Source organism: Aquabacterium sp. CECT 9606, assembly GCF_918741295.1.
Lineage (GTDB): Bacteria > Pseudomonadota > Gammaproteobacteria > Burkholderiales > Burkholderiaceae_C > Aquabacterium.
Genome location: NZ_CAKKNB010000003.1, coordinates 947,674 through 974,247 on the forward strand (window position 1 = coordinate 947,674; position 26,574 = coordinate 974,247).

Here is a 26,574-nt window from a genome sequence, read left to right on the forward strand (position 1 = left end):
AAACTGAAGGATCATTAGAACCTAATCAGAATGCCCCGCCCCCTGTCATGCCGATCAAGTATTTGCAAGGCCTCACCGCGCCGGAACGCACGCCGCAAAGCAACCTTCACCTGGGGGTTTCTTTGGCCTTCGTGGCAGGCGCCATCAACGCCGGGGGGTTTCTGGCCGTCGGGCAATACACCTCGCACATGACCGGCGTGGTCTCGGGCATGGCCGATCACCTGGCATTGGGCCAGTTGGACCTCGTCATCGCGGGCCTGGAGGCGCTGGTGTCCTTTCTGCTGGGCGCGGCCACTTCGGCCATCCTCATCAATTGGTCGCGCAGGCGGGGTAGCCGCAGTGAATACGCCCTGCCCTTGATGATCGAGGCGGGCCTGTTGCTGGTCTTTGGCTTGATGGGCGAACGGCTCAATGTGTCCATGACGCTGGAGGTGTCCTTGACCATCGCCCTGCTGTGCTTTGTGATGGGGCTGCAGAACGCCATGGTGACCAAGGTGTCGAACGCCGAGATCCGCACCACGCACGTCACGGGCCTGGTCACCGACATCGGGATCGAGCTGGGCAAGCTGCTTTACTGGAACAGCGCGGCGCCCCACCACGCGCTGGGCAAGGTGCAGGTCAATGCGAGAAAGCTGCGCATCCTGCTGGCCTTGACCGGAGCATTCATGGTGGGCAGTGTGGTGGGCGCGCTAGGCTTCAAGCATGTGGGCTATGTCTCCACCGTGCCCTTGGCGCTGGTGCTGGCACTGTTGTCATCGGTGCAGCTCATGCCTCCGCGGCCAAGCAAACTCACACTTTGATTGAAGGCTCAGGCGGCGAAACGCTCGAAGGTCTTGTCGAGCTTGGCGATCCAACCGGCTTTGTCTTCGTTGGAGGCAAAACTGGCCTCGAAACTGTTGCGCGCCAGGGTGTAGGCGGCGGTGGCATCCAGGCTCAGGGCCGCAAAGGTTTCCAGGTAGTTCTGGTTCAGGTAGCCACCAAAATAGGCTGGGTCGTCTGAATTGATGGTCACCTTCAGGCCCATCTCCAGCATCGATTTCAGGTTGTGCTGGTCAAGGGTACTGAAAACGCACAGCTTGACGTTGGAAAGCGGGCACACGGTCAGCGGCATGGCCTCTTTGACCAGCCGTTGCACCAGTGCAGTGTCTTCCACGCAGCGCACGCCATGGTCGATGCGCTCGACTTTCAACACGTCCAATGCACTGATGATGTAGGCCGGTGGGCCTTCCTCGCCCGCGTGGGCCACCACATGCAAGCCCAGCTCACGGCAACGCGCGAACACCTGGGCGAACTTCTCAGGTGGATGGCCACGCTCACTGGAATCCAGGCCGACGCCGACGATCAGGTCGCGCCAGGGCAAGGCCTCCTCCAGCGTCTTGAGGGCGGCTTCTTCAGACAGGTGCCGCAGGAAGCACATGATGAGCGTGGCGCTGACGCCCAACTCGGCCTTGGCCCGCCGGCAAGCGCGGTCCAGGCCCTTGATGACGACCTCGAAAGGCACGCCACGGTCAGTGTGCGTTTGCGGATCGAAAAACAACTCGGTGTGCAGCACGTTCTCAGCGGCGGCCTTGGTCAGGTAGGCCCAGGCCATGTCGTGGAAATCTTCCTCCTTGAGCAAGACCGAGGCACCCGCGTAATAGATGTCCAAGAAGGTTTGCAGATCGGTGAAAGCGTAGGCGGCGCGCAGGGCCTCGACGCTGGGGTAAGACAGCGCCACGCCATTGCGTTGCGCCAGGGCGAAGATCAACTCGGGCTCGAGTGAGCCCTCGATGTGGATGTGCAACTCCGCCTTGGGCATCGCTTGCAGCAGCTCAGGCAAGCGGTGGGGTGCAATGGTCATGGCGCTCACCTCACTTGCTGGACGGAATTGCACCGTCCACGCCCTTGACGTAGAAGTTGATGCCGCCCAAGAACTTGTCATCGGCCACGGCGTCCTTGGCCAGCACGTCCTTGCCATCCTGGCCCACGATCGGGCCCTTCCAGATGACGAAGCTGCCGTCCTTCAAACCGGCCTTGACCGTGTCCACCTTGGCCTTCAAGTCAGCGGGCACCTTGTCGGAGATGGACACCAGGTCAATGGCGCCTTCCTTCACACCCCACCACACGCCACCGGTTGACCAGGTGCCTTCCAGCGCGTCCTTGGTGGCCTTGATGTAGTACGGTGCCCAGTTGATGACGGCCGAGGCCAGGTGCGATTTGGGGCCGAACTTGCTCATGTCCGAATCCCAGCCAAAGGCGTACTTGCCGGCTTTCTCGGCCGTTTGCAGCACCGCACTCGAGTCGGTGTTCTGGAACAGCACGTCGGCACCCTGGTTGATCAGGCTCTGCGCGCCTTCGGTTTCCTTCGGGGGGTCGAACCAGTTGTTGATCCAGACGACCTTGGTCTTGACCTTGGGGTTCACGCTTTGCGCGCCGAGGGTGAAGGCGTTGATGTTGCGGATCACTTCGGGGATGGGGATGGAGCCAACCACGCCCAGGGTGTTGGACTTGGTCATGCCGCCCGCGATCACGCCGGCCATGTAGGCGCCTTCGTAGGTGCGCGAGTCGTAAGTGCGCATGTTGTCGGCCGTCTTGTAGCCGGTGGCGTGCTCGAACTTGACATCCTTGTTGTCGGCGGCGACCTTGAGCATGGGCTCCATGTAGCCAAAGGTGGTGCCGAAGATCAGCTTGTTGCCCTGGCCGACCATGTCGCGGATCACGCGCTCTGCATCGGGGCCTTCGGGCACTTTTTCGACGAAGGTGGTCTTGACCTTGTCGCCAAATTCTTTTTCGACCGCCAGGCGGCCTTGGTCGTGGGCGTAGGTCCAGCCGGCGTCGCCCACCGGGCCCACATAGGCGAAGGCGATGTTCAGGGGGCCGGCAGGCGCGGCGGCGGCCACCGATGCGGTTGACTCCGGGATTGAAGCGGCAGAAGCAGCATCGGGCGCTGCTTCATCTTTTTTGCCGCAACCCACCAGGGCCGCGGTGGCGGCAACGCCGGCCCAGCCAGCCATCTTCAACAAAGAACGTTTGGTCAATGGTCGAGTCATGTCATCTCCAGGGTGGAAAAAATCAAAACAAAGATGGAACCTGCAGCCAGGGGCGATGATGCCTCGTCAGCTGCCAGGATGGAAGGGCTTGCCCAGTGACGCCGGCATGTTGACGCGAATCCACGTCGGATTGCGAGAGATCAGGACCAGCACCACGATGGTGGCCAGGTAAGGCAGCATGGTCAGCCATTGGCTGGGAATCTGGATGCCCTGCCCTTGCAGTTGGAACTGCAACATGGTCACGCCGCCGAACAAGTAAGCCCCCAGCAAAACGCGGGCCGGACGCCAAGTGGCGAAGGTGGTCAGCGCCAGGGCGATCCAGCCCTTGCCCGCCACCATGCCTTCAACCCACAGCGGGGTGTAGACCACCGACAGGTAAGCCCCCGCCAAGCCGCACAGCGCACCGCCGCCCATCACCGCCATCAGGCGGATGCGGCGAACGGGGTAGCCCAAGGCGTGTGCCGACTCGGGCGACTCGCCCACGGCACGCAAGATCAAGCCTGCCCTTGAACGATAAAGGAACCAGGCCAGGCCCGCCGTGAAGGCGATGGCCAGGTACACCAAAGGGTGCTGTTTGAACAAGGCCGGGCCGATGAAGGGAATGTCTGACAGATAAGGGATGGCGAAGTTGGGCCGCTCGGGCAGTTTCTCTTGCGTGTAGCGGATGCCGGCAAACGCTGACAGGCCCGCCCCGAACAGGCTGAGCGCCAATCCGGTGGCGTACTGGTTGGTGTTGAGCCAGATCACCAGCACGCCGAACACGGCGGCCAGCAAGGCCCCGGCCGCGGCACCCGCCAAGAAGGCCAGGGTGTCGCTGCCGGTGTTCACACCGGTGGCAAAGCCAGCAATGGCGGCCACCAGCATCAGGCCTTCGGCCCCGAGGTTGACCACGCCGGAGCGTTCATTGATCAACAAACCCATGGCGGCCAGCCCCAGCACGGTGCCCGCGTTCAGCGTGGCGGCCAGCAGCAAGGCCAGCGAATCGGCGGTGAAGACGCTCATTTGGAAACCCAGCGCAAGCGTTGATGGATGAAGGTGTCGCAGGCCAGCAGGCAAAACAGCAAGAGGCCCTGGAAGACACCGGTGAGCGCTTTGGGCAAGCCCAGGCGCGATTGGGCCAGTTCACCGCCGATGTAGAACATGCTCATCAGCAAGGCCGAAAACACGATGCCGACCGGATTGAGCCGACCCACGAAGGCCACGATGATCGCTGCGAAACCGTAGCCCATGGGCACGAAGGGCGTGAGCTGCCCTTGTGGGCCGGCCGCCTCCAGCGCCCCCGCCAAGCCGGCCATGCCGCCCGACATCAACAAGCCAGTCCACAGCGCCCTGCGCGACGAGAAGCCCGCGTAGCGCGCGGCCGCCGGAGCCAGGCCACCCACTTGCAACTGGAAGCCCGCGTAGGTGCGCGCCAGAAAGATGGTGAACGCCGCCACCGCCGCCAAGGCGATGTAGACGCCAATGTTCATGCGAAAACCGCTGACGATCTTGGGGATGCGCGCCGGGTCGAGGAAGGTGATGGTCTGCGGAAAGTTGTAGCCCTGCGGGTCTTTCCAAGGGCCGTAGACCAGGTAGCTCAACAGCATCTCGGCCACGTAGACCAGCATCAGGCTGACCAGGATCTCGCTGGCGTTGAACCGGTCGCGCAGCAAAGCCACGATCGCGGCCCACGCCATGCCGCCCAACAGACCAGCCAGCAGCACCCCGACCACGATCCAGCGGCCGGTGTCGGGTGTGGCCTGCATGGCCACCCACCCACCGCAGATGGCACCCAGCACGAACTGGCCTTCAGCGCCGATGTTCCACAAGTTGGCGCGAAAGCACACGGCCAGGCCCAGGGCGATCAGCACCAGCGGCGTGGCCTTGATGGTCAGCTCGGTGAGCGAATAAACGTTTTTGACCGGCTCGTAAAAAAACATCCGCAAGCCGTCCACCGGGTTCTTGCCCAGGACCACGAACAGGAGCGAGCCCACCAGCACGGTGATCAGCAAAGCGATGACGGGCGAACCCACCATCAGTAGCCTGGACGGTTCGGCGCGCGCTTCAAGCTTGAACATGGGCGCCCTCCCACAGTCCGCTCATCCAGATGCCGATCTGTTCGACCGTGGCCTCACCGGCATCAATGCTGGGCGACAGGCGCCCTTGTGCCATCACCATCAGTCGGTCACTCACTTCAAACAATTCGTCCAACTCCTCGCTGACCACGAGCACGGCGCACCCGGCATCGCGCAGTTTCAACAACTCACCCCGGATCTGCGCGGCGGCGCCCACGTCCACGCCCCAGGTTGGTTGGGACACCAACAACAACTTGGGTGAGGCGTCGATCTCGCGGCCCATGATGAACTTCTGCAGGTTGCCGCCCGACAGGCTCTTGGCCATCGCGCCCGAACCACCGGCCTTGACCTTGAAACGTTCGATCAGGTCAGACGCCATGCCGTGCGTGCCTTGAACCCGCAACCACCCCGCTCGGCCCACCGCATTGGTGCGAGTCAACAAGGTGTTCTGGGCCAGCGACATGACGGGCACGGCGCCCCGGCCCAGGCGCTCTTCGGGCACGCTGTGCAGGCCCAGCTGACGACGTTCGCGCGGCGACGCGCGGCTGATGTCCTGGCCAAACAGGGTGACCATGCCGGGCGTGGTACGCGGGTCTTCGCCGCTCAGGGCAGCCATCAGGGCTTGCTGGCCATTGCCCGACACGCCCGCGATGCCAACAATCTCGCCAGCTTGCACCTGCAGGCAAATGCCTTGCAGACTCACACCAAACGGATCTTGCTTGGCCAGGTTCAGGTTCTTGACCACCAAGGCGGTGGCCCCCAGCACAGGCGCCACACGCTTGAGCTGCGGCGGTTCGGAGCCAATCATCAGGCGGGACAAGCTGGCATTGGTCTCCTGACGCGGATCGACCTCGCCGGTGACCTTGCCACCACGCAACACGGTGCAGCGGTGGCACAGTGCGCGGATCTCGTCCAGCTTGTGACTGATGTAAAGGATGGAGCAACCACGCTCGGCCAACTGCCGCAAGGTCACGAAGAGTTTCTCGACGGCCTGTGGTGTCAGCACCGACGTCGGCTCATCCAGGATCAGCAGTTGGGGGTTCGTGAGCAAGGCGCGCACGATCTCGACCCGTTGGCGCTCGCCCACGCTCAGTGTGTGCACCGGGCGCCAGGGGTCGACTTCCAGCCCGTAATCGGCTGACACCGCCTGGATGCGCTCAACGACCTCGGGCAAGGTCCATTTTTTATCAAGGCCCAGCCACACGTTTTCGGCGGCGGTGAGCGTGTCGAACAGCGAAAAATGCTGGAACACCATGCTGATGCCCAGGGCCCGGGCCTCTTGCGGCGAACGCACCTGCACCAATGCGCCATTGAAATAGATCTCGCCGGCATCGGGTTTCACTGCGCCGAAGATGATCTTCATCAAGGTGGATTTGCCCGCGCCGTTTTCGCCCAGCACGGCATGGATCTCGCCGGGGAGCACATGCAGGCTGACTTGGTCATTGGCCCGCACCGCAGGGTACTGCTTGGTGATGTTCTTGAGTTCTAGGCGGTACGACATAAAAAGCGCCTGGGCGCGTTATTGAACTGTGGCCTGGGCGACTGACTGGGCGTGGTGAACGCATTGGCCCGCCACATAGGTGCTCACCAGATTGCGCTCATCGCCCATGGTCACCCACGCGAAGACACGTTCGTGCAGATTCGCGTGCAAAACGCGGGCCAGGTTTTGCTGGGCAATGCGGTCCCGGTGTTCGGGCACGGGCCCATGCGCCACATTCCAGACCACCACATCGGCCATGCAGCCGGGCTCCAGGCGCCCGATTTCATCGGCCAGGCCCAGGTGGCTGGCAGCGCCAAGCGTGCAGGTGTAAAGCGCCTTCCAGGCCGACAGGCGCACGCCTTGCAAGGCCTGGATCTTGTAGGCATCGGCGATGTTGCGCAGCATGGACAGGCTGGTACCACCGCCCACGTCGCTGGCCAGGCTCACGTGCACGCCTTCGCGTTCGGCTTCCAGCCAGTTGAACAAGCCGCTGCCCAGGAACAGGTTGGACGAGGGGCTGTGAGCGATCTGCGCGCCATGCGCCTTCAGTACCGCGCGGTCATTGGCGTCCAGCCAGATGCCGTGGGCCAGTACCGCGCGCGGACCGATCAGGCCTTCGCGATCGTACACATCCAGGTAGCTGCGGGCGGTGGGGAAAAGGCTGGCCACCCACTTCACCTCGTCGCGGTTCTCGGCCACGTGCGTCTGCATGTAGGTGCCGGCATAGGCCTGGCACAGCCGGCCGGCCATGGTCAACTGTTCAGGCGTGCTGGTGGGGGCAAAGCGCACGGTCACGGCAAAGGCCAGCCGGTCCTGGCCATGGAAGCGGTCGATCAGGTCAACGCAGTCTTTCTCTGCCTGGTCCACATCATCGAGCAGGCCCTCGGGCGCATGGCGGTCCATCAGGACTTTGCCGGTGATGAGGCGCATGTGGTGGGCTTTGGCCTGGTCAAACAGGGCCTCGGCGCTGACCTTGTGGACGGTGGGAAACACGACCGCGCTGGTGGTGCCATGGGCCCACAAGGCGTGCAGGAAGCGCTCGGCGCCTTCGTGGGCCACGGCCGGGTCGATGTAGCGCCGCTCGGCCGGGAAGGTGTAGGTGTTGAGCCAATCCAGCAGTTCGGCGCCATAGCTGGCGATCACGTCCAACTGCGGACAGTGAACATGGGTGTCGATGAAGCCCGGCATGATCAGTTGGCCGCGGTGATCCGTCACCGGCACATCGGCCCACTCCAGCGGCAGGGACTCAGTGGCCGGCTGAATCGCCGCGATCCGCTCGCCCTCGATCAAGAGAACATGGTCCGGACGCCAGCGAACACCAGGTGACTCGGCCGGCAATGCAAAGCCGGGATCGGCCGTGAAGTCCAGCAAATCACCGCGCAGCACGCGTCGGGGCTGGGCAGTCTGGCCACTGGCGGAATCCAATCGGGAATCAGGCATGAAAACTCACTGTTTGGCCGATGAGCCCAGCACAGGCAGGGTTTCGGCGCGCAAAGGAGGTCGAACCTGGTGCAGGCCACGCACCACATCGCGCACTTGCTCTCGCAACCAGCGGCTGGCCGCTGAATGGTGCGTGAGATCGTGCCACAACTGATAGTAATTCATGGCCGGGAACGCCACCGGGCAGCGGATGATCTTGACGCGCAACTGCTGCGCATAGCGTTCACAAAACCGGCGCCCAGTGGTCAATACCAGCAAGGAGCCTGCCACCATGTAAGGCAGTTGCGCGAAGTGTGGATTGCGCACGACGATGTTGCGGCGCAAGCCCTGCATGGCCAGGCGCTCGTCGATCACGCCCACGGCGCCCGGGTGCAAGGCCGGGGGCGACACATGCTCGGCGGCCAGGTATTGCTCAATGGACCAGGCACGTTTGCCCTCCTTGGGCAGGCGCGCCGCCGGGTGGTCTTCAGACACCAGGCAGACCACCTCGTCGGTCAGCAGGCGGCCGAGGTGGAGTTCGTCAGAGGGCTCCAGCCAGTTGCCGATCACCAGGTCGACCTCGCCGCGCGCCAGGCTGCGGCGGTGGTCCAGCTCGGCCGTCAATTGCACCACCTCGACCTTGATGTTGGGCGCCAGGCGGCGCAGCCTCAAGGTCAGCTCCGGCAGGAAGAAGGGATCGAGGTAATCGGTGGCCGCGATGCGAAAGGTGAGCATGGTGTTGGCCGGGTCGAAGTCGCGCACCGAGTTCTTGTGGCCGAACATGCTCTGGGCATGTTGCAGGATGGCCGAGGCCGGCTCCAGCAAGCTCAGCGCCACATCGGTGGGGGCCATGGCCTGGCCACAGCGCACCAGCAGCGGGTCGCCCGTGATCTCGCGCAGCCGCTTCAGCTGGGTGCTGACGGCGGGCTGACTGGATTGAAGGCGAAGGGCCGCCTTGGAGACGCTGCACTCGGTGATCACGGTGTGTAAGACCCGGATGAGGGAAAGGTCGATCTTGTCGAAAACAGCGTCCTTGCTCATGTGCAACGGCAGATAGTTATTATTATCATGATGGTATAGCGGCAAACCCCAATCGCAGTACCCTCTGACGCGGGATCCCCATTCAGTGGGGAGTGCCATTCAATGCTTTCGCTGTTCCAGGAGCCTGACCATGAGCGACCCGACATCCCGTCCGATTCGCTTCTTCCACCAAGGACAGCTTCATTCGGTAGAGGGCTTGCCGCCCACCACCACCGTGCTGCAATGGCTGCGTGAACAAGCCCATTGCACAGGCACCAAAGAGGGTTGCGCCGAAGGCGATTGCGGGGCCTGCACCGTGGTGGTCGGCGAGGTGGATGAATCAGGCCAGACGCTCACCAAGACCACCGTCAACGCCTGCATTCAGTTCCTGCCCACCCTGCATGGCCGAGCCTTGTTCACCGTTGAAGATTTGCAAGGCCTGAACGATGGCGCGCTGCACCCCTGCCAGCAAGCCATGGTGGATTGCCACGGCTCCCAATGCGGTTTTTGCACCCCTGGTTTCGTGATGTCGCTGTGGCAGGTCTACGAGGACCAGGTTCAGCCGCTGCCTCGCCAGGATCTGGCCGATGCCTTGTCGGGCAACCTGTGCCGCTGCACGGGCTACCGCCCCATTCTGGACGCAGGCCACAAGATGTTTGATGCACCCCGCGTGGCCTTCGATCCCACGCCAGCGTTGACGGCTTTGAAGTCGCTGGATCGGCCCGAAGAGACTTTTGTGCATGTGGCGCCGGAGGCCACCGACCCCATGCAAAGCACCCGCTTCGTGGCCCCAGCCACCTTGAGCGAGCTGGCCCGTTGGCGTGAGCAAATGCCCCAGGCGCGTTTGCTGGCCGGCAGCACCGACGTGGGCCTGTGGGTCACCAAGCAGATGAAGCCACTGGGCGACATCATCTACCTGGGCCGCGTCAAAGAGCTGAAAGCCATCAAGGCCTGCGGCACTGGGCTGACCATCGGCGCGGCCGTCTCGCTGGAAGACGCCTGGGCTGCCATCGTGCAGCATGTGCCTGCGCTGCGAGAGATCTGGTTGCGCTTTGCCTCGCCGCCGGTGCGCCACGCGGGCACCTTGGGGGGCAACATCGCCAACGGCTCACCGATCGGTGACAGCGCGCCCATGCTGCTGGCCCTGAACGCTGAGGTCACCCTGCGCAAAGGTGACTGGCAGCGCACCCTGCCCTTGTCGGCCTTTTACCTGGACTACATGAAGAACGCCCTGGAGCCTGGCGAGTTCTTGCAATCCATGCACATCCCATTGCCCAAGGTTGACGAAATCGTGCGCGGCTACAAGATCTCCAAGCGGCGAGACAGCGACATTTCGGCCGTGTGTGCGGGCTTGATGATCCGCATGGACGGCGACGTGATCACCGAGGTGCGCCTGGGTTGGGGCGGCATGGCGGCCACGGCCAAGCGCGCAACCTTGACCGAGGCTGCGATAGCTGGCCAAGCCTGGACCGAAGCCACCTTGCGCCGGGCCCAGGCCGCGTTGGCGCAAGACTTCAAACCCATGACCGACCTGCGCGCCAGCGACCGCTACCGAACCCGCGTCGCCGCCAATCTGCTGGAACGTTTCTGGCTTGAAACCCGGCCAGAAAACGCACTCGCCGTTGAAAAGGTGCAGGTATGGACCGCCTGATGATCAACGCCGCCACGGCCGCTGGCCAATCGCTGCCTCATGAGTCCGCACACCTGCACGTGGCGGGCGCCGCGCCCTACATCGATGACTTGCCCGAACTGGCGGGCACGCTCCACTGCGCCTTGGGCCTGTCACCCGTGGCCCACGGTCGTTTGATCACTGTTGACCTCGATGCCCTGAAGGCCATGCCTGGCGTGGTGGCGGTGCTGACCGCGCAAGATGTGCCCGGCCAGAACGATTGCGGCGCCATCATCCACGACGAGCCCATCCTGGCTGATGGCGAGGTGCACTTCCTGGGCCACCCGGTGTTTGCCGTCATCGCCACTGACCGCGAATCAGCCCGCCGTGCTGCCGCCCGCGCCAAGGAGGTCATCCAGGTCGAGGCCCTGCCTTCGCTGCTGACCATCGAAGCGGCCCACGCCGCCGAATCCTACGTGGTGCCGCCCATGCACTTGAAACGCGGCGATGCGGCCAGCGCCATGGCCCGGGCGCCTCACCGCTTGAAGGATCGCTTCTATTTGGGTGGCCAGGAACAGTTCTACCTGGAAGGCCAGATCTCTTACGCCATCCCGCGCGAGAACAATGGGATGCTGGTGCACTGCTCAACCCAGCACCCCAGCGAGATGCAGCACCACATCGCCCAGGCTTTGAAGCTGAGCTCGCACCACATCCAGGTTGAGTGCCGGCGCATGGGCGGAGGCTTTGGCGGCAAGGAATCGCAGTCGGCCGTGTTCGCCTGCGTCGCGGCCATCGCCGCCCACCAACTCAAGCGCCCGGTCAAGTTGCGGGTGGACCGCGATGACGACTTCATGATCACGGGCCGGCGCCATTGCTTCATCCACGACTACGAGATTGGCCATGACGACGAGGGGCGCATTCTGGCCGCCCAGGTGGACATGGTCTCGCGCGCGGGCTGGTCGGCTGACCTGTCGCCCCCGGTGATGACACGCGCTCTGTGCCACTTTGACAATGCCTACTGGCTGCCGAACGTGGACATGCACGGCTACTGCGCGCGCACCAACACGCAAAGCAACACCGCCTTCCGTGGCTTTGGCGGGCCGCAAGGCGCGCTGGCGGTGGAAGTGGCGCTGGACAGCATCGCCCGCAAGCTCAAGCTCGATGCGCTGGACGTGCGCCTGGCCAACCTCTATGGCTTGCAAGAGAACAACGTCACGCCTTATGGGCAGACCGTTGAAGACAATGTGCTGCGCCCATTGATCGGCGAGTTGGTGGCCAGCAGCGACTACCGCGCGCGCCGCCAGTCGATTGAAGCCTTCAACGCCAGCAGCCCCGTCTTGAAGAAAGGCCTGGCCTTGACGCCGCTGAAGTTCGGCATCTCCTTCAACGTCGTGCACCTGAACCAGGCCGGCGCCCTGGTGCACATCTACACCGACGGCAGCGTGCTGGTGAATCATGGCGGCACCGAGATGGGCCAGGGCCTGAACACCAAGGTGGCGCAGATGGTGGCGCACACCTTGGGGGTCAGCATGGGCCGGGTGCGCGTCACGGCCACCGACACGGCCAAGGTGGTCAACACCTCGGCCACGGCCGCATCGACAGGCTCTGATCTGAATGGCAAGGCGGCTGCCGATGCAGCCCGGCAGATCGTCGCGCGGCTGACGCAATTTCTGGCCGACCGCGACAAGGTGCCGCTTGACGCCGTGCGCTTCGTGGATGACCACGTGCAGATCGGCGATCAGACGCTGCCTTTCGAGCAGGTCATCAGCCAGGCTTACTTTGCCCGCGTGCAACTGTGGTCTGACGGCTTCTACACCACGCCCAAGCTGCACTGGGACCGGGCCACCATGCAAGGCCGGCCCTTCTTCTACTTTGCCTACGGCGCGGCCGTGAGCGAGGTGCTGGTCGACACACTGACCGGCGAATGGAAGCTGCTGCGCGCCGATGTGCTGCACGACGTGGGCCAGTCCATCAACCCCGCCGTGGACATTGGCCAGATCGAGGGTGGCTTCATCCAGGGCATGGGCTGGTTGACGAGCGAAGAGTTGTACTGGCACCCGCAGACCGGCCGGCTGATGACGCACGCGCCCTCCACCTACAAGATCCCCACCGCCAGCGACTGCCCGGCCGATTTCCGCGTCAAGCTGTTCGACAACATCAACGCGGAAGACACGATCCACCGCTCCAAGGCCGTGGGCGAGCCGCCCTTGCTGCTGCCCTTCTCGGTGTTCCTGGCAATCCGCGATGCGGTGTCCAGCGTGGGCCAGCACGCCATCGATCCGCCTCTGCGCGCGCCCGCCACGCCCGAGGCCATCCTTGACGCCGTCGACGCCGTCAAGGCCGCGCTGGCCTGATCAGCATGAGCAGCTTGAGCGTCCGGGGTTTGCGACGCACGGCAGAGCAATGGCTGGCGAATGGGCGCCATGCCTTGGTCATCTCGGTCGACGAGATCAAAGGCTCGACGCCGCGCGGCATTGGCACGCGCATGCTGGTCTCGAACGCCGATGTGGACGGCACCATTGGCGGCGGGCACCTGGAATGGCAGGCCATTGACCTGGCGCGCCATGCCTTGTACGAGAACGCACCGCCCACGACCTCGTGGACGCGCACCTTTCCGCTGGGCCCCACCCTGGGCCAATGCTGCGGTGGCGTGGTGACCTTGCGCTTTGCCCCCCTGAACGAAGCCGCGCTGACCGACTGGACCATGCCCCCGCCCCGCTTCCACCTGGAGCTGCACGGAGCCGGCCATGTGGGCCAGGCCATCGTACGCCTGCTGGTGGACCTGGATTGCACCGTGCGCTGGATTGACGAGCGCGCGGAAGACCCCACGCTGACCCGTGCCGAACAACCCGGCCTGCCCAGCCCTGAGATGCTGTCCACGCTGCCACCGCACATCCAGTGGCTGGACACCGATGCCGCCGAGCAGGAGGTGCCGGACGCGCCCGCCAACGCCTGCCACCTGGTGTTGACGCACCGCCACGACCTGGACCTGCGCATCATCACCGCGGTGCTGCGCCGGGGCGATTTCAGCTTCGCCGGCTTGATCGGATCGCAAACCAAGCGCGCGAAGTTTTTGCACCGCCTGCGCGAGCAAGGCATTGCGCCCGCCACATTGGAACGCCTGGTCTGCCCCATCGGCTTGCCCGGGCTGGAAGGCAAGGAGCCCGCCGTGATCGCCATCGCGGTGGTGGCGCAACTGCTGCAACACAGCTCAAACCCCTTGCCAACAAGCCGCTGAACCGCCCGGCTGGCTCACGCAGCCGGAGCATCCTGGTCATACCTCGGCGCCTGGGCATCGCCTTGGCACGTCCACCAATTGGCCTTGGATGCATCGTGAATGTGAAAACCGATCTTGGCTTTGACATGCCCTTGCAGCGTGCCCACCCGCAGGCGCAACACCCCCGGCAACGACGTGCGCTGGCTGAACAAGGGCGAGCCGCAGGTCTTGCAAAAGCACCGGTATTTGCCGGGCGACGACTCGTAGCGTTGGATCAGGCTGATGCCCGAATGCCAATCCACTTGCGATTCGTCCAGCGGGATGTTGGTCACGAAAGGCGTGCCCTGCGCACGGCGGCACTGGCCGCAATGGCAGACCTGGATGGGCGGCAAGTCGCCCGACACGGTGAAGGTGACGCCTCCGCAGAGGCAACTGCCACGGTGCATGTCCATCCTCCTGAATTCCGATGCCACGAGTTTAGACGCGACCTATGTCGAAAGCTCAGGCGACTGCTGCTGCGCCCGCCGCCAGGTTCCTGGCGGCAGGCCGGTGGCACGCTTGAAAGCGCGTGAAAACGCGGCCTCCGAGTCGTAGCCCACCTCCAGTGCAATCGCCGCGACCCCTGAGCGACCCTCGCGCAGCAGCCTGGCGCCGCATTGCATTCTCCAGTTGGCCAGATACTGCATCGGCGCCATGCCCGTGAGGGCCACGAAACGTTCGTGCAAGGCCGAGCGCGACAGTCCCACATGGCGGCCCAACGCCTCCAAGGTCCATGGTTCATCGGGTGCGCCGTGCATCAGTGTGATCGCGCGGCCGATTTGTCGATCGCGTAGCGCGCCGAGCCAGCCTTGCGCCTGCGGCGGCAGAGGGTCCAGATAGCGCCGTGCGCCGTCGACGAACACCATCTCACTGACCCGCTGCAACAGCGCCGCCCCACCGGCGCGCCGCTCAACGGATTCCGAGGCCGCTTGTTCGAGCATCGGCGCCACCCAGGCCCCGACCCCTTCGGCGGGCAGGTGCAGCAGCCTTGGCAAGGCGTTGATCAGCGGGTTGAACGGCCGCAGATCGCACGCGATGAAACCACAGACAATGATGGCGCTGGCGTCCTCGGGCGGCAACAGCGAGCCGGGCTCGAACATGTGCCCTCGGTAAGTCACCGGAATCGGCTTGGGATTGTCGCGCACACGGAAAAGCCATTCGCCATCGCTGTCTGTCGGCGGCAGGCCTGGCGCGCTGGAAAGTACATGCGCATCGCCATGCGGCAGCATCACGATGTCGCCCTCGCCCAAATGCAACGGCGGCTCGCCCTCCACGCTCAACCAGCCCTGGCCCTTGACAAACAGGTGGTACTCGATGACGTGCTCGGCGCCAGGCATCACGGCCGGAGCCATCTCGCTTGAGTGCGGCGCCTTGGCCGACCACTGATCGCGACAGCTCACGTGGAAGAACACCGACCCACGCAGCCGCACGCTTCGCAGCACATCGGACAAGGGGTCGAGAACCGCCGTCATGGCACGGTGCCCATCGGATTGGAAGACGCGCGAGCAAGTCCGCGCGACATCCGGCCAAGCGCCTTGGCTCGCATCGAGGAATCATGGACGCACCGACCCATGCAGCGTCGGACAACAAGCAACTTAGAGGAATTCATCATGACATCCACCGTCTCCACGCCATCCCCAGATTTTGGCGCGATCAAGCAACGCCAGCAGGCCACCTGGGCCAGCGGCGACTACGCCACCGTCGGCACCACCCTGCAGATTGTCGGGGAAATGCTCGCCGAAGCGGTCGATATCCGCGCTGACGAACGCGTGCTTGACATCGCTGCCGGAAACGGCAACGTGACCCTGGCCGCCGCGCGCCGATTCGCCCAGGTAACGTCCACCGACTATGTGCAAGCGCTACTGGACAAAGGGCGCCAACGTGCCGAGGCTGAAGGCTTGAAGGTGCGTTTTGAGGTGGCCGATGCCGAGGCCCTGCCATATGTAGACGCCAGCTTCGACGCCGCGCTGTCCACCTTTGGCGTGATGTTCGCGCCCGACCACGCCACCGCCGCAAGCGAGATGCTGCGCGTGGTGCGTCCGGGCGGACGCATCGGGATGGCCAACTGGACGCCAGAAGGTTTCATTGGCCAGCTGTTCAAACTCATTGGCACGCACGTGGCGCCGCCAGCCGGCGTGCGCTCACCTTCACTGTGGGGCACTGAGGCTCACTTGAAGGACTTGTTCGGCCCGCGCCTGCGTGACCTGCGCATCGAGCGCAAGCATTTTCACTTTCGCTATCGCTCCGCCGAGCACTTCGTGCAGGTGTTCCGCGATTTCTACGGCCCCACGCACAAGGCCTTCGCCGCACTGGATGCGGCGGGGCAAGACGCCCTGGCGCGGGACATCACGACACTGTTGAATGAGCTCGACACCGGCCGCGGGCGGGGCCTGGTGGTGCCGAGTCAATACGCTGAAATCGTGATCACCGTGGACTGATTACTTGCAGGTGTTGGGCGCCACCTTGCCGTCGAAGCGGTCGAGCAAGTAGTTCAAACCGCCGCTCAATCCCAAGGCACCCAAGACGTGGTCGGTCCCCGACACCGGCTTGTATTGCACGGTGGACTGGTTAGCGCAGTAATAGGCGACCAGGTTGTTGACGTCGGCGATGGGCATCAGTTGATCACCGATGCTTTCAAAGATGTGCAACGGGATCTTGGGTGCGTACTGGCCCATGGTGTTTTCGCGGTTGATGGCCTGCATCAGGGGCAGGTTCAGGAAGTTGGGGTCCTTCAAGAGGTCAGAGCCCTTCTTGTAGGCGTAGGCCGTCAGCAGATTGGGCGAACCCGTCAAGCAACGGGTGCCGATGTCCTTGATGGCTTCCACGCCCGCCGGTGTGGCGTAGTCCTCCACCTTGATCTCGGGGTAGCCACGCGACAGGCCCACCACGGCACCCAGGTAGGCGCCGGCCCAGAACGTGCCGTCGACCTTCTTGGCCACGTTGATGGGGTTGACCGGCAGGCCACCTTGGGCTGCGCCAACGATCTTCAACTCGGGGGCATAAACGCCTGCCAGCTCGGCGGCCCAAGCCGTGGCAAAACCGCCACCGGAATAGCCCAGCATGCCGACCGGCGTCGTCGCATTCAGCCCGCTCTTGCTGAACCTTTGCGTGGCGCGGATGCCGTCAAGCACGCCCTGCCCGCTGTTCTTGGCCACGATCCACTGAGATTGGAGGCCTTCATAGTCGGCCATGGTCACGACGTAGCCCTTGTTCAGCGCCGATTGGAAGAATGTCTTTTCCAAAAGGCTGTTGGACGTGGCCTGTCCGGAGGGTGAGCAGTCCAGCGTGAGGCTGTCGTAGAAGGACTGGTATGACAGCAGTTTGCGGCCGGTGGCGGGCGCCGCCTTGGGGATCAAGACCGTGGTCACCATGGCCACGGGCTCGTTCTTGGTGTTCGTTGAGCGGTACATCAACTGCCAGCCTTCCTTCAGGCTGGTGCCCAGAGAACTGGCCGGCAGTGCACGGTAGCGCAGCACATTGCCCGGCACTTCAGCGGCCAACTCGGCGCTGGTGGGCGAGGTGTAGAAGGCGTCGGCGGTGGGTTTGAGCTTGGAGTCGACCGTGGGATAGACCTGTTGGGCCTGGGCCAGGTTCGTCATGGACAGGGCGCCCACGCAGGCCAGGCCGGCAATGGTGCTCAAGCGTTTCATGGTTTGCTTCATGCTGTTTCCTTCAGTGTGTTTTGGTGGATTGGATGAGATGGATCGGTTCAAACTCATGTCGTTTTCCCGCTGAGCCGAGGGGAAACGCGCCCACTGGACCAGGGGGCTGCTTTAGAAAACTTCAGGCGCGGCGCACATGGGCAAAATGGAAGTTGCCCGGATGCTAGGACCCCGAAGCCCTCGCGGTATGGGCCGACGCGGCCAATCATTGGCTTTGCCGCCTGGGACTTACCCGGTGACGCAGCATTTAACGACCGACAGAATGAACGCTGATGCATTGCAAGACCCCGCGCTGCTGCGCCGCCTGTTGCGGGCAAAAGACCGCATGGACGCGGCTTCGCACGAGGCCTGGCCTGTGGAGCGGCTGGCTGAGGTCAGTGGTGTCTCGCCAGCGCATTTCGCGCGGTCATTCAAGCAAGCCTTTGGCATCCCGCCACACCGCTATTTGTTGACCCGCCGCATCGAACAGGCGATCACGCTGTTGCGCGACACCGAACTGAACATCACCGAGGTTGCGTTTGCCACCGGCTGGGAAAGCCTGGGCACCTTCGGGCGCACATTCCGCGACATCACGGGCACGAACCCGAGCGCCGTGCGTGTGCGGGCCAGGGCATCGGCCCAGCAGATCGACCTGGTGCCCGCCTGCGTGCTGAAGGCCGCGCAACGGCCCAACCTCAACACAGCAGTTTCGGAGAAGCGCAGGCAAGTGGCCCAAGGTACAAATCGGTCATCTATCAAGGAGATGTGATGATGAACCAAGGTATCAATGTGGTGGGCTTGTACGTGGATGACCAGGACGAGGCACTCGCGTTCTATGTCGACAAACTCGGATTCCGTGTCCACACAGATGTGCGCAATGGTGCGTACCGGTGGCTGACGGTGCAGCACCCTGAGCAGCCGTCGTTCCAGCTGGGCCTGTTCACACCCGGACCGCCAACCCACGATGAAGCCACGGCCCAAATGCTGCGGGCCCTGGTGGCCAAGGGCGCCATGCCGCCGCTGGTGCTGAACGTGGCCGATTGCCGGGCCACCTTCGAGGAACTGCGTGCCTGCGGCGTGGAGTTCATGCAGGAACCGGTGGAGCGCTACGGCCATGTCGATGCCGGCTTCCGTGATCCTTCGGGCAATGGCTGGAAGATGATCCAGGCGGCCGAGCTACCTGGCAACAGCGCCCAGCGTCCGTGACGGCGAGCGGCCGAACATCCGCTTGTAGTCGCCGGCAAAGGCGCCCATGTGCCAGAAGCCCCAGCGCGAGGCGACCTCTTGAACGGTCATTCCCGCGCCGGGTGGGTGGGCCAGATCGTGGTGCGCACAGTTGAGCCGCATGAGCCGAAGGTACCGCGCTGGTGGCATGCCCAGCACATCGCGGAAGCAGTACTCCAGCTTGCGCGGGCTGGCGCCCAACACCTTGCACAGTTCCAGCATGGTGGGCAGTTGATCGGGCAAGCTGCCGCGCACATGTCGGCAGGCACGCTCGACGAGTTCACGTCGGTGCGCCAGTCCCGGCGCTGCCACGTTTTGTGCCGCGGCGCCATGCCCGGCCAGTGCGTCCTGCCAAGCCAGCACCAGCGCATCCTGCATCTGGCGCACCGCGGCGTGGTCTGGATTCCAGCCCGGGTGCTCGGTCAGCAGTTGCAGCAGCCCTTGCATGAGTCGGCGAAGGTGGCCGGCTTTTTCAGGCGCCAGGCGCCAAGTCATGGGCCCGCTCAAGGATTGTTCGGCCGCGCCAGGGTGCCATTGCGCCATCAGGCCCAAGAAGGATGCGCGTGGCATCAAGGTGGCCAAGAGGTGGCAATCGTCGGGCATGGTCAGGTCCAACTCCTGACCCAGCCCCACCATCACCACATCGCTCCCGGCCTTTTGCCCGTGGAAGCGGCAAGGTCCGCCCGGTGAATAGGCCAAAGCCAGGCCGATGTCCTCCTTGAACAAGCTGCCTTGCTGGCGGATGGCCTTGCTGGAGGTCTCTTGCGTGATGTGCAAGCCGGGCAGCGCGGCGTGCGCGATGCGGCCTTGGTAGCCGCCCGCAGACAGCTGCTGGTAGTTCAGCCGCCATTGCGGCTGCATCGCGACCATGTCGGCGATGTCCGTGGCCTGCCCGATCGTGATTGCTGTGGCTGATGCTCCGCTCATGCTGCTCATGAGCTTCGGGGCGGCCCAGGCGTTTGTCCATCCAGACTTGTCCTGTGACGGTTTTGCGCTTTTCTGATAGCGCCAGGGACCGCTCAAGCGCTAGGCTTGCGCGTCCGAATCCACCAGACCACACCCATGGGAACCCGCATGCACACTGACAGCCTGTCCGCACTCAAACCGCTGCTGCGCAATGTCACCTTCGTGGCCGCCAGCCTCTGCATGGGCTGGTCAGCGCAGGCGCAAACAAGCGCCGGCTCCTCACTGGAAGACCTGATCAAGTCCATCCCCGCCGGGACCGGCTACGCGGCCTGGGACATGTGCTCGCGCGGCATCGCCGTGGGCGACGACGTGGATCGGGTCAAGGTGCAGTACACCGCACCCAAGGTGCAACCCTTGCCCAGCTTCTGGTTCATCAACGACACCGCCACCAAGGTGGACGTGTCAGCGGTTTTTCTCTATCCACGCCGGGCGATTTTCCGCAAGGGCTCGGGTTGCACGCTCATCACCTCGCACTCGTTGGCGAGAGAGACGGCAGTGCGCGCGCAACCGTTCAAGGCCGTCACGCCACCTTTGGCGAATCCGCTGCAACCCTGGCCTCTGGGCGAAGGTGCGGCGCAATCCAGCGCATTGAGTCCTGCGCGTCGAGCCATACTCGCCAACGCTGCCACCACGATGTTCACGGAGACGACCACCGACACCAGCAAGAAGGTCAACACCAACGCCTTGCTGGTGGCCCAGGAGGGACAGCTGGTCTACGAACAGTATTCGTCGAACTTCAACCGCGAACGCCCGCAACTGGGCTGGTCCATGACCAAGACGCTGACTGGCCTGGTGGCAGGCGTGATGGAGCGCGACGGACTGGTTGCCCTGGATGCGCCAGTGGGCCTGTCTCAATGGAAAGGCACGGACAAAGCCACCATCAAGTGGCGCCAACTGTTGAACATGGCGCCCGGGCTGCAATGGGTCGAGGGTGGTTACGGCATTGGCGATGACGACACCACGAAGATGCTGTTTTCGCAGGAAGACCAGTGCAGTTGGGTGGCCGGCAAGGCGCTGGTGGCCAAGCCTGGCACGGTTTTCAACTATTCCACTGGATTTGCCAACCTGGCGATGTGCCGCCTGAAGGAGCTGGCCGGCGGCACGCACCAGAACATCTACGACTACTACCAGCGGCGGCTCTTCTCGCCCCTGGGCATTCGTGGCGGCTACATCGAGCCTGATGCGGCCGGCGCGCCGGTGGGTGGGGCCAGGGGCATGTTGCGGCCTGTGGACTGGCTGCGTTTGGGCCAACTGGTGGCCAATGGCGGGCGCTGGAATGGCCAGGCGATCTTGAATCCCGGTTACGTGCAGTTCATGGTGTCGCCGTCCCCTGCCTACGACGGCTATGGCGGTACGATGTGGCGCAAGACGACGGAGCATGTGCCGGCGGATCTGCAGGCCAAGCTGCCCGACGACCTGGTGTTCTTCGCGGGCTTCCAGGAGCAACACGTCGTGGTGGTGCCCAGCCGCCAACTAGTGCTGGTACGCCAAGGCGTGGCCTATGACAGCGATGCGGCCCTGCGGCAGGTCTACCAACTGGTGGCAGACTTGCTGGCGAATCCTTAAATCAGGGGTTCTTGCGCTGGTTGGCCAAGCATGTTGGTTCTCTGCCAATATTGCAAACTCAATCCACAACAAAACCGCGAGAAAGACCCGATGAACGCTCCAGCTCCCATCCTTGCCCAGCCCCGCTCCCTTGCCCGCCGCCAGCTTGGCCAACTTGCCATGGCGGTGTCACTGGCCCTGGGCGGTCTGTCACTGGCCAGCCTGCCCGTTGTGGCCCACGCGGCCGCGCCACAGATCAAGGCCCAGGCCCCTGGCTGGTACCGCGCGATGGTTGGCAACGTCGAAGTCACAGCGCTCAGTGACGGCACGGTAGAGCTGCCGGTCGACAAACTGTTGCACACCTCGCAGGCGCGCATTGCCCTGGGCCTAAAGCAGAACTTTCAGAAAGCCCCGCTCGAAACCTCGGTCAATGCCTTCCTGATCAACACAGGTGAGCGCCTGGTGCTGGTGGACGCGGGCGCGGGCAGCCTGTTCGGCCCCACCCTGGGCAAGCTGGTATCGCAGATCCGCGCGGCGGGCTACCAGCCCGAGCAGGTGGACGACATCCTGATCACGCACATGCACCCGGACCACGTGGGTGGCCTGGCGGCCGATGAACAGCGCGTGTTCCCGAACGCCACAGTGCATGCGGACAAGCAAGACTCCGATTTCTGGCTCTCGGAGGCCAAGCTGAACGCCGCGCCTGCAGAGCAAAAGGGATTCTTCCTAGGTGCCATTACGTCGCTGACGCCCTATGTGAAGGCCGACCGCTTCAAGCCTTTCGACAAGGATGGCGAAGTGGTGCCCGGCATCCGCAGCCTGGCCACCCACGGCCACACTGCCGGCCATACCGCCTACGTTGTCGAAAGCCAGGGCCAGCGCCTGGTGCTGATCGGTGACCTGATCCACGTGGCTTCGGTTCAATTGGCCTCGCCCGAGGTCACCATCAAGTTCGATTCAGACCAGCCCAAGGCCGCCGCGGCGCGGGCCCGCACGTTTGCTCAGTTGGCCAAAGATGGCAGCCTGGTGGCGGTCAGCCACTTCAGCTTCCCGGGCTTGGGCCACCTGCGCAAAGTCGGCAAGGGCTGGGTGTGGGTGCCGCTCAACTACAGCAGCCAGGTTCGCTGAGGCGGCGCCCCGCTTCGGCATCGCCGGGGCGCGCCCTGCGCCCTCAGGCGATGTCGAACCGGTCCAGGTTCATCACCTTGACCCAGGCTGCCACGAAGTCATCGGCGAACTTCTTCTTCGCGTCTGAGCTGCCATAGACCTCGGCGATGGCGCGCAGTTGCGCGTTCGAGCCAAAGACCAGGTCCACGCGGGTGGCCGTCCACGTCAACTGGCCCGTCTTGCGGTCACGCCCTTCGAACAACTCTTTGGTTGCCTTCCATTCCGTGCCCATGTCGAGCAAATTGACGAAGTAGTCGTTGCTCAGCGTGCCGGGCTTGTGGGTGAAGACACCATGCTGGCTCTGCCCGACATTGGCGCCCAGCACGCGCAGGCCACCGACCAGCACGGCCATCTCAGGTGCTGTCAGGGTCAACAGTTGTGCCTTGTCGATGAGCAGGGCCTCGGCGGGCACGGCATAACGCGCCTTCTGGAAGTTGCGAAAGCCATCGGCCGCTGGTTCGAGCGGCACGAAGGACGGCACATCGGTCTGGTCTTGCGAGGCATCCGAACGGCCCGGGGTGAAGGGCACGGTCACCGCCTGGCCCGCATCGCTGGCGGCTTTCTCGATACCCGCGCTGCCCGCCAACACAATCAAGTCGGCCAGCGAGATTTTCTTGCCGCCCGTTTGCGCAGCATTGAAATCCTTCTGAATGCCTTCAAGCACCGACAGCACCTTGGCCAACTGGTCCGGCTGGTTGACGGCCCAGTCCTTTTGAGGCGCCAGGCGGATCCGCGCCCCGTTGGCACCGCCGCGCTTGTCCGAACCGCGGAAGGTGGAAGCGGACGCCCAGGCGGTCGACACCAGTTGCGACACCGTCAGACCAGAGTCCAGCACCTTCTGCTTGAGCAAGGCGACATCCTGCTCATCGACCAGCACATGGTCGACCGCGGGGATGGGGTCTTGCCAGATCAGTTCTTCGGCCGGCACCTCGGGCCCCAGGTAGCGGGCACGCGGCCCCATGTCGCGGTGGGTGAGCTTGAACCAGGCACGCGCGAAAGCGTCGGCGAACTGGTCGGGGTTGGCAAGAAAGCGCCGAGCGATCTTCTCGTAAGCGGGGTCCAGCCGCAGCGCAAGGTCGGTGGTCAACATGGTGGGCGCGTGGCGCCTGGAGGCGTCGTGCGCATCGGGGATGGTGCCGGCACCAGCACCGCCCTTGGCCACCCATTGGTGGGCACCGGCCGGGCTTTTGGTCAGCTCCCATTCGAAGCCGAACAGGTTCTCGAAGAAATTGTTGCTCCACCGGGTGGGCGTGGTGGTCCAGGTGACCTCCAGGCCGCTGGTGATGGTGTGGCCGCCCTTGCCGGTGCCAAAACTATTCTTCCAGCCAAAGCCTTGCTCCTCAAGGCTCGCTGCTTCGGGCTCTTCCGCCACATGGGACGAAGGGCCTGCGCCATGGGTCTTGCCAAAGGTGTGGCCGCCCGCGATGAGCGCCACCGTTTCTTCGTCATCCATGGCCATGCGGCTGAAGGTGTCGCGGATGTCAAAGGCCGCGGCAATGGGATCAGGGTTGCCGTCCGGGCCTTCCGGGTTCACGTAGATCAGGCCCATCTGCACGGCGGCCAAGGGGTTTTCAAGCCGGCGGGAGTGTTCGTCACCATCGGCATCGTCATCGGCCGCCAGCACCCCGCCATTCTTGTCGACGCCTTCGGAGCCATGGGCGTAGCGCAGATCGCCACCCAACCAGGTCGTTTCGCGGCCCCAATACACATCCTGATCGGGTTCCCACACGTCTTCTCGGCCACCCGCAAAACCAAAGGTCTTGAAGCCCATGGTCTCGAGGGCCACATTGCCGGTGAGGATCAGCAGGTCGGCCCACGAGATGGCCTGGCCATACTTCTGTTTGATCGGCCAGATCAAGCGGCGAGCCTTGTCCAGGCTCACGTTGTCAGGCCAGCTGTTCAAGGGTGCGAAGCGTTGCTGGCCGCGCCCAGCACCTCCACGTCCATCGCCAATGCGGTAGGTGCCCGCGCTGTGCCAGGCCATGCGGATGAACAGCGGGCCGTAGTGCCCAAAGTCAGCGGGCCACCAATCCTGTGAATCGGTCATCAGGGCGGCCAAGTCCTTCTTGACGGCGGCCAGGTCAAGGCTCTTGAAGGCTTCGGCGTAGTCGAAGTTCTGACCCAGCGGATTGGACTTGGCCGAATGCTGATGGAGCAGATCCACACGCAGTTGCTGGGGCCACCAATTCTGGTTGCTTGTGCCAGCGCCAGTGGTGTGGCTGAATGGGCACTTGGCCTCGGTCTTGTCGCTGCCCATGTGACGGCTCCTCGTTCGGGGGTGAAAGGAAGCCAAATTCTGTGGCAAAACCCCGGCCGGCCACCACAAATATCCTTATCGGCCCGATAGCAGATGTCGGACAAGGCCCCTCAATGCGCAGCCTTGAACCACTGAGCCACCACGCCGCGCTCTTCTTCGGTGATCCGCGTGGCGTTGTTCATGGGCATGGCGCGCAGCATGACCACTTGCTGGTAGATCTGCTGCTGGTGCTTCGTGATGAGCTCGGGCGTGTGCAACATCACGCCCTTGTTGGCCAGATCGGCGTTGTGGCACATCACGCAGCGCTGCTGGACAATGCCATTGACCTGTGACAACAGGGGCCCCATCGGGGCAGTGGCCATCGGGGCTGACGATGCATCTGCGGGCTTGGCCACGGCGGCAGGCCGAGGTGCGGGCGCCAGCCAGATCACCACGCCAAGCAACACCGCGCAGCCGGCCCCCGCCCAGTGCCAGGGTGCCGCGGTGCCCGCCACCTCGGTCTTGTGGCGGGCCACAAAGAAATGGCGGATCAACGCGCCCGCCAGCATCAGCAGCACCAGTGCCAGCCAATTGTGCTCGTGGGTGTAGACCCAGCTGTAGTGGTTGCTGAGCATGGCGATCAACACCGGCATCGTGAAATAGGTGTTGTGCACGCTGCGCTGCTTGCCGCGTTGGCCGTGTACCGGATCGACCGGCTGACCGGCCTTGATGGCCTCAACCACCGTGCGCTGCCCGGGGATGATCCAGAAGAACACGTTGGCGCTCATGGTGGTGGCCATCATGGCGCCCACCAGCAAAAAGGCGGCGCGGCCGGCGAACAGCTGCGATGCAAGCCAGGCGGCCACCACCACCACGCCAAACACCAAGGCACCCACCAGGGCATTGCCCTCTGGCTTGCGGCCAACGGTGCGGCAGATCACATCGTAAATGGCCCAAAAGCCCACCAGGAAGAGCAAGGCCGTGGTCACGGCGGCCATCGGCGTCCAGTTGAAGACCGACTTGTCAATCAGGTAGGTACCTGCATTGAATAGGTACAGCACCGTGAACAGGGCAAAGCCGGTCAGCCAGGTTGAATAGCTCTCCCAATAGAACCAATGCAGGTGCGCCGGCACCCTCTTGGGCGCGCCGAGGTACTTTTGCGGGTTGTAGAACCCGCCCCCGTGCACCGCCCACAGCTCGCCCCCCACGCCTTTTTCTCTCAACGCGGGATCCGGTGGTGAGGTCAGGCTGTTGTCCAGCCACACAAAATAAAACGAAGAGCCAATCCAGGCGATGGCCACGACCACGTGGGCCCACCGCAGCAAAAGGTTGGCCCAATCCAGGGCGTAGTTCAGCCAGGGTGCCGCGTCTGCAAACATCGATCAACTGCCTCGGTAAGTGGAGTAGGCCCAAGGGCTGACCAACAGCGGGACATGGTAATGCGCCGTGCCATCGGCGATGCCGAAGTCCAGCGGCACCTGGCCCAGAAAGGCGGGCTTGGGCAGATCGACACCCATCTGGCGGAAATAAGCCTCGACATCGAACACCAATCGGTAGCGGCCCGGCACCAGGTCATGACCAGACAGCAGTGGTGCGTCCAGGCGGCCATCGGCATTGGTGCGGGCCTGCTTGATCAAGGCCCATTCACCATGCATCACATACAGGGCCACCGACATGCCCGCGGCAGGGTGGCCGTGCACAGTGTCCAGCACATGGGTGGTAAGACGCCCGGTTGGCGCGGCGGTAACAGGGGGATTGGGGTCGGTCATTGGAGCTGGGTGTCCTGGCACGGCATGTGCCTTCGTGAAAGGGCATTGCAAGTCGCGGGCCGCCCTTGACAGATCAGCGTGGGCTTGCAGGCAACGCTTAAAACTGTATACACTTTAACCACGATGAGCGCTTCACGCAAGAACCTCCGTCTGACCAAG

The 26,574-nt window shown here is 63.8% G+C and carries 23 protein-coding genes; 9 read left to right on the forward strand and 14 right to left on the reverse strand.

What is annotated here, in order from left to right; all coding sequences use genetic code 11:
- The first annotated feature begins 47 nt into the window (after positions 1-47).
- A complete protein-coding gene (locus tag LQ232_RS17050) occupies positions 48-800 on the forward strand; it encodes a YoaK family protein (RefSeq protein WP_230181557.1) in 753 nt (250 codons plus the stop codon).
- A gap of 8 nt (positions 801-808) precedes the next feature.
- Here the strand turns inward: LQ232_RS17050 and LQ232_RS17055 are convergent, their stop codons facing one another.
- The 7 genes from LQ232_RS17055 to LQ232_RS17085 all read right to left on the reverse strand — a co-directional run bounded on the left by LQ232_RS17055 (position 809) and on the right by LQ232_RS17085 (position 9,023).
- Complete coding sequence (locus LQ232_RS17055; protein ID WP_230181558.1) at positions 809-1,840, reverse strand: adenosine deaminase; 1,032 nt, start codon at positions 1,838-1,840, stop codon at positions 809-811.
- A 10-nt stretch (positions 1,841-1,850) separates the two neighbouring features.
- Positions 1,851-3,029 (reverse strand): BMP family ABC transporter substrate-binding protein, encoded by a 1,179-nt coding sequence (locus tag LQ232_RS17060; RefSeq protein WP_230181559.1) that lies wholly within the window; start codon positions 3,027-3,029, stop codon positions 1,851-1,853.
- A 66-nt stretch (positions 3,030-3,095) separates the two neighbouring features.
- Positions 3,096-4,031 (reverse strand): ABC transporter permease, encoded by a 936-nt coding sequence (locus LQ232_RS17065; RefSeq protein ID WP_230181560.1) that lies wholly within the window; start codon positions 4,029-4,031, stop codon positions 3,096-3,098.
- On the reverse strand, positions 4,028-5,086 hold the full coding sequence (locus tag LQ232_RS17070) for an ABC transporter permease (protein ID WP_230181561.1): 1,059 nt from the start codon (positions 5,084-5,086) through the stop codon (positions 4,028-4,030). Before LQ232_RS17070 ends, LQ232_RS17065 begins: the two co-directional genes overlap by 4 nt.
- On the reverse strand, positions 5,073-6,584 hold the full coding sequence (locus tag LQ232_RS17075) for an ABC transporter ATP-binding protein (protein WP_230181562.1): 1,512 nt from the start codon (positions 6,582-6,584) through the stop codon (positions 5,073-5,075). The genes LQ232_RS17070 and LQ232_RS17075 overlap by 14 nt, the downstream gene beginning before the upstream one ends.
- Positions 6,585-6,602: 18 nt before the next feature.
- Positions 6,603-8,003: a guanine deaminase gene (gene guaD / locus LQ232_RS17080; RefSeq protein ID WP_230181563.1), complete on the reverse strand. Its 1,401-nt coding sequence runs from the start codon at positions 8,001-8,003 to the stop codon at positions 6,603-6,605.
- Positions 8,004-8,009: 6 nt separating this feature from the next.
- Positions 8,010-9,023 (reverse strand): LysR substrate-binding domain-containing protein, encoded by a 1,014-nt coding sequence (locus LQ232_RS17085; protein WP_230181564.1) that lies wholly within the window; start codon positions 9,021-9,023, stop codon positions 8,010-8,012.
- A 130-nt stretch (positions 9,024-9,153) separates the two neighbouring features.
- Here LQ232_RS17085 and xdhA point away from each other — a divergent pair, with 130 nt between their 5' ends.
- The 3 genes from xdhA to xdhC are packed head-to-tail and all read left to right on the forward strand — an operon-like array spanning position 9,154 to position 13,849.
- Positions 9,154-10,653: a xanthine dehydrogenase small subunit gene (gene xdhA, locus LQ232_RS17090; RefSeq protein WP_230181565.1), complete on the forward strand. Its 1,500-nt coding sequence runs from the start codon at positions 9,154-9,156 to the stop codon at positions 10,651-10,653.
- Positions 10,641-12,965: a xanthine dehydrogenase molybdopterin binding subunit gene (xdhB, locus tag LQ232_RS17095; protein ID WP_230181566.1), complete on the forward strand. Its 2,325-nt coding sequence runs from the start codon at positions 10,641-10,643 to the stop codon at positions 12,963-12,965. Before xdhA ends, xdhB begins: the two co-directional genes overlap by 13 nt.
- Before the next feature lie 5 nt (positions 12,966-12,970).
- Positions 12,971-13,849, forward strand: a complete 879-nt coding sequence (gene xdhC, locus LQ232_RS17100) for a xanthine dehydrogenase accessory protein XdhC (RefSeq protein WP_230181567.1) — start codon at positions 12,971-12,973, stop codon at positions 13,847-13,849.
- A 14-nt stretch (positions 13,850-13,863) separates the two neighbouring features.
- Here the strand turns inward: xdhC and LQ232_RS17105 are convergent, their stop codons facing one another.
- Together LQ232_RS17105 and LQ232_RS17110 are read right to left on the reverse strand one after the other, a co-directional pair.
- A complete protein-coding gene (locus tag LQ232_RS17105; RefSeq protein WP_230181568.1) occupies positions 13,864-14,274 on the reverse strand; it encodes a GFA family protein in 411 nt (136 codons plus the stop codon).
- Between the two features lie 42 nt (positions 14,275-14,316).
- Entirely contained in the window at positions 14,317-15,318 is a 1,002-nt protein-coding gene (locus LQ232_RS17110; protein WP_256450058.1) for an AraC family transcriptional regulator, read from the reverse strand.
- Between the two features lie 159 nt (positions 15,319-15,477).
- Between LQ232_RS17110 and LQ232_RS17115 the strand changes: the two genes are divergently transcribed.
- Complete coding sequence (locus LQ232_RS17115; protein WP_230181569.1) at positions 15,478-16,305, forward strand: class I SAM-dependent methyltransferase; 828 nt, start codon at positions 15,478-15,480, stop codon at positions 16,303-16,305.
- On the opposite strand, the gene LQ232_RS17120 is transcribed toward LQ232_RS17115, so the two are convergent.
- Positions 16,306-17,529, reverse strand: coding sequence for a lipase family protein (locus LQ232_RS17120; RefSeq protein WP_230181570.1), 1,224 nt, complete (start codon positions 17,527-17,529; stop codon positions 16,306-16,308).
- Positions 17,530-17,791: 262 nt separating this feature from the next.
- Here LQ232_RS17120 and LQ232_RS17125 point away from each other — a divergent pair, with 262 nt between their 5' ends.
- Both LQ232_RS17125 and LQ232_RS17130 read left to right on the forward strand, forming a co-directional pair.
- Positions 17,792-18,277, forward strand: coding sequence for a helix-turn-helix domain-containing protein (locus tag LQ232_RS17125; protein ID WP_230181571.1), 486 nt, complete (start codon positions 17,792-17,794; stop codon positions 18,275-18,277).
- Positions 18,278-18,279: 2 nt separating this feature from the next.
- Positions 18,280-18,714, forward strand: a complete 435-nt coding sequence (locus LQ232_RS17130) for a VOC family protein (RefSeq protein ID WP_230181625.1) — start codon at positions 18,280-18,282, stop codon at positions 18,712-18,714.
- Here LQ232_RS17130 and LQ232_RS17135 read toward each other — a convergent pair.
- Positions 18,685-19,659, reverse strand: coding sequence for a helix-turn-helix domain-containing protein (locus LQ232_RS17135; RefSeq protein WP_230181572.1), 975 nt, complete (start codon positions 19,657-19,659; stop codon positions 18,685-18,687). The two genes, LQ232_RS17130 and LQ232_RS17135, sit on opposite strands and share 30 nt — an antisense overlap.
- A 147-nt stretch (positions 19,660-19,806) precedes the next feature.
- Between LQ232_RS17135 and LQ232_RS17140 the strand changes: the two genes are divergently transcribed.
- Entirely contained in the window at positions 19,807-21,264 is a 1,458-nt protein-coding gene (locus tag LQ232_RS17140; protein WP_230181573.1) for a serine hydrolase, read from the forward strand.
- Positions 21,265-21,354: 90 nt separating this feature from the next.
- Positions 21,355-22,371: an MBL fold metallo-hydrolase gene (locus LQ232_RS17145; protein WP_230181574.1), complete on the forward strand. Its 1,017-nt coding sequence runs from the start codon at positions 21,355-21,357 to the stop codon at positions 22,369-22,371.
- Between the two features lie 43 nt (positions 22,372-22,414).
- On the opposite strand, the gene katG is transcribed toward LQ232_RS17145, so the two are convergent.
- From katG to uraH, 3 genes are all read right to left on the reverse strand, one after another.
- Positions 22,415-24,667 carry a catalase/peroxidase HPI gene (katG, locus tag LQ232_RS17150; RefSeq protein ID WP_230181575.1) on the reverse strand — a complete coding sequence of 751 codons (2,253 nt, stop codon included), beginning with the start codon at positions 24,665-24,667 and terminating at the stop codon, positions 22,415-22,417.
- A gap of 110 nt (positions 24,668-24,777) precedes the next feature.
- Positions 24,778-26,025, reverse strand: coding sequence for a urate hydroxylase PuuD (locus LQ232_RS17155; protein WP_230181576.1), 1,248 nt, complete (start codon positions 26,023-26,025; stop codon positions 24,778-24,780).
- Between the two features lie 3 nt (positions 26,026-26,028).
- A complete protein-coding gene (gene uraH / locus LQ232_RS17160) occupies positions 26,029-26,415 on the reverse strand; it encodes a hydroxyisourate hydrolase (RefSeq protein WP_230181577.1) in 387 nt (128 codons plus the stop codon).
- Positions 26,416-26,574 lie beyond the last annotated feature (159 nt).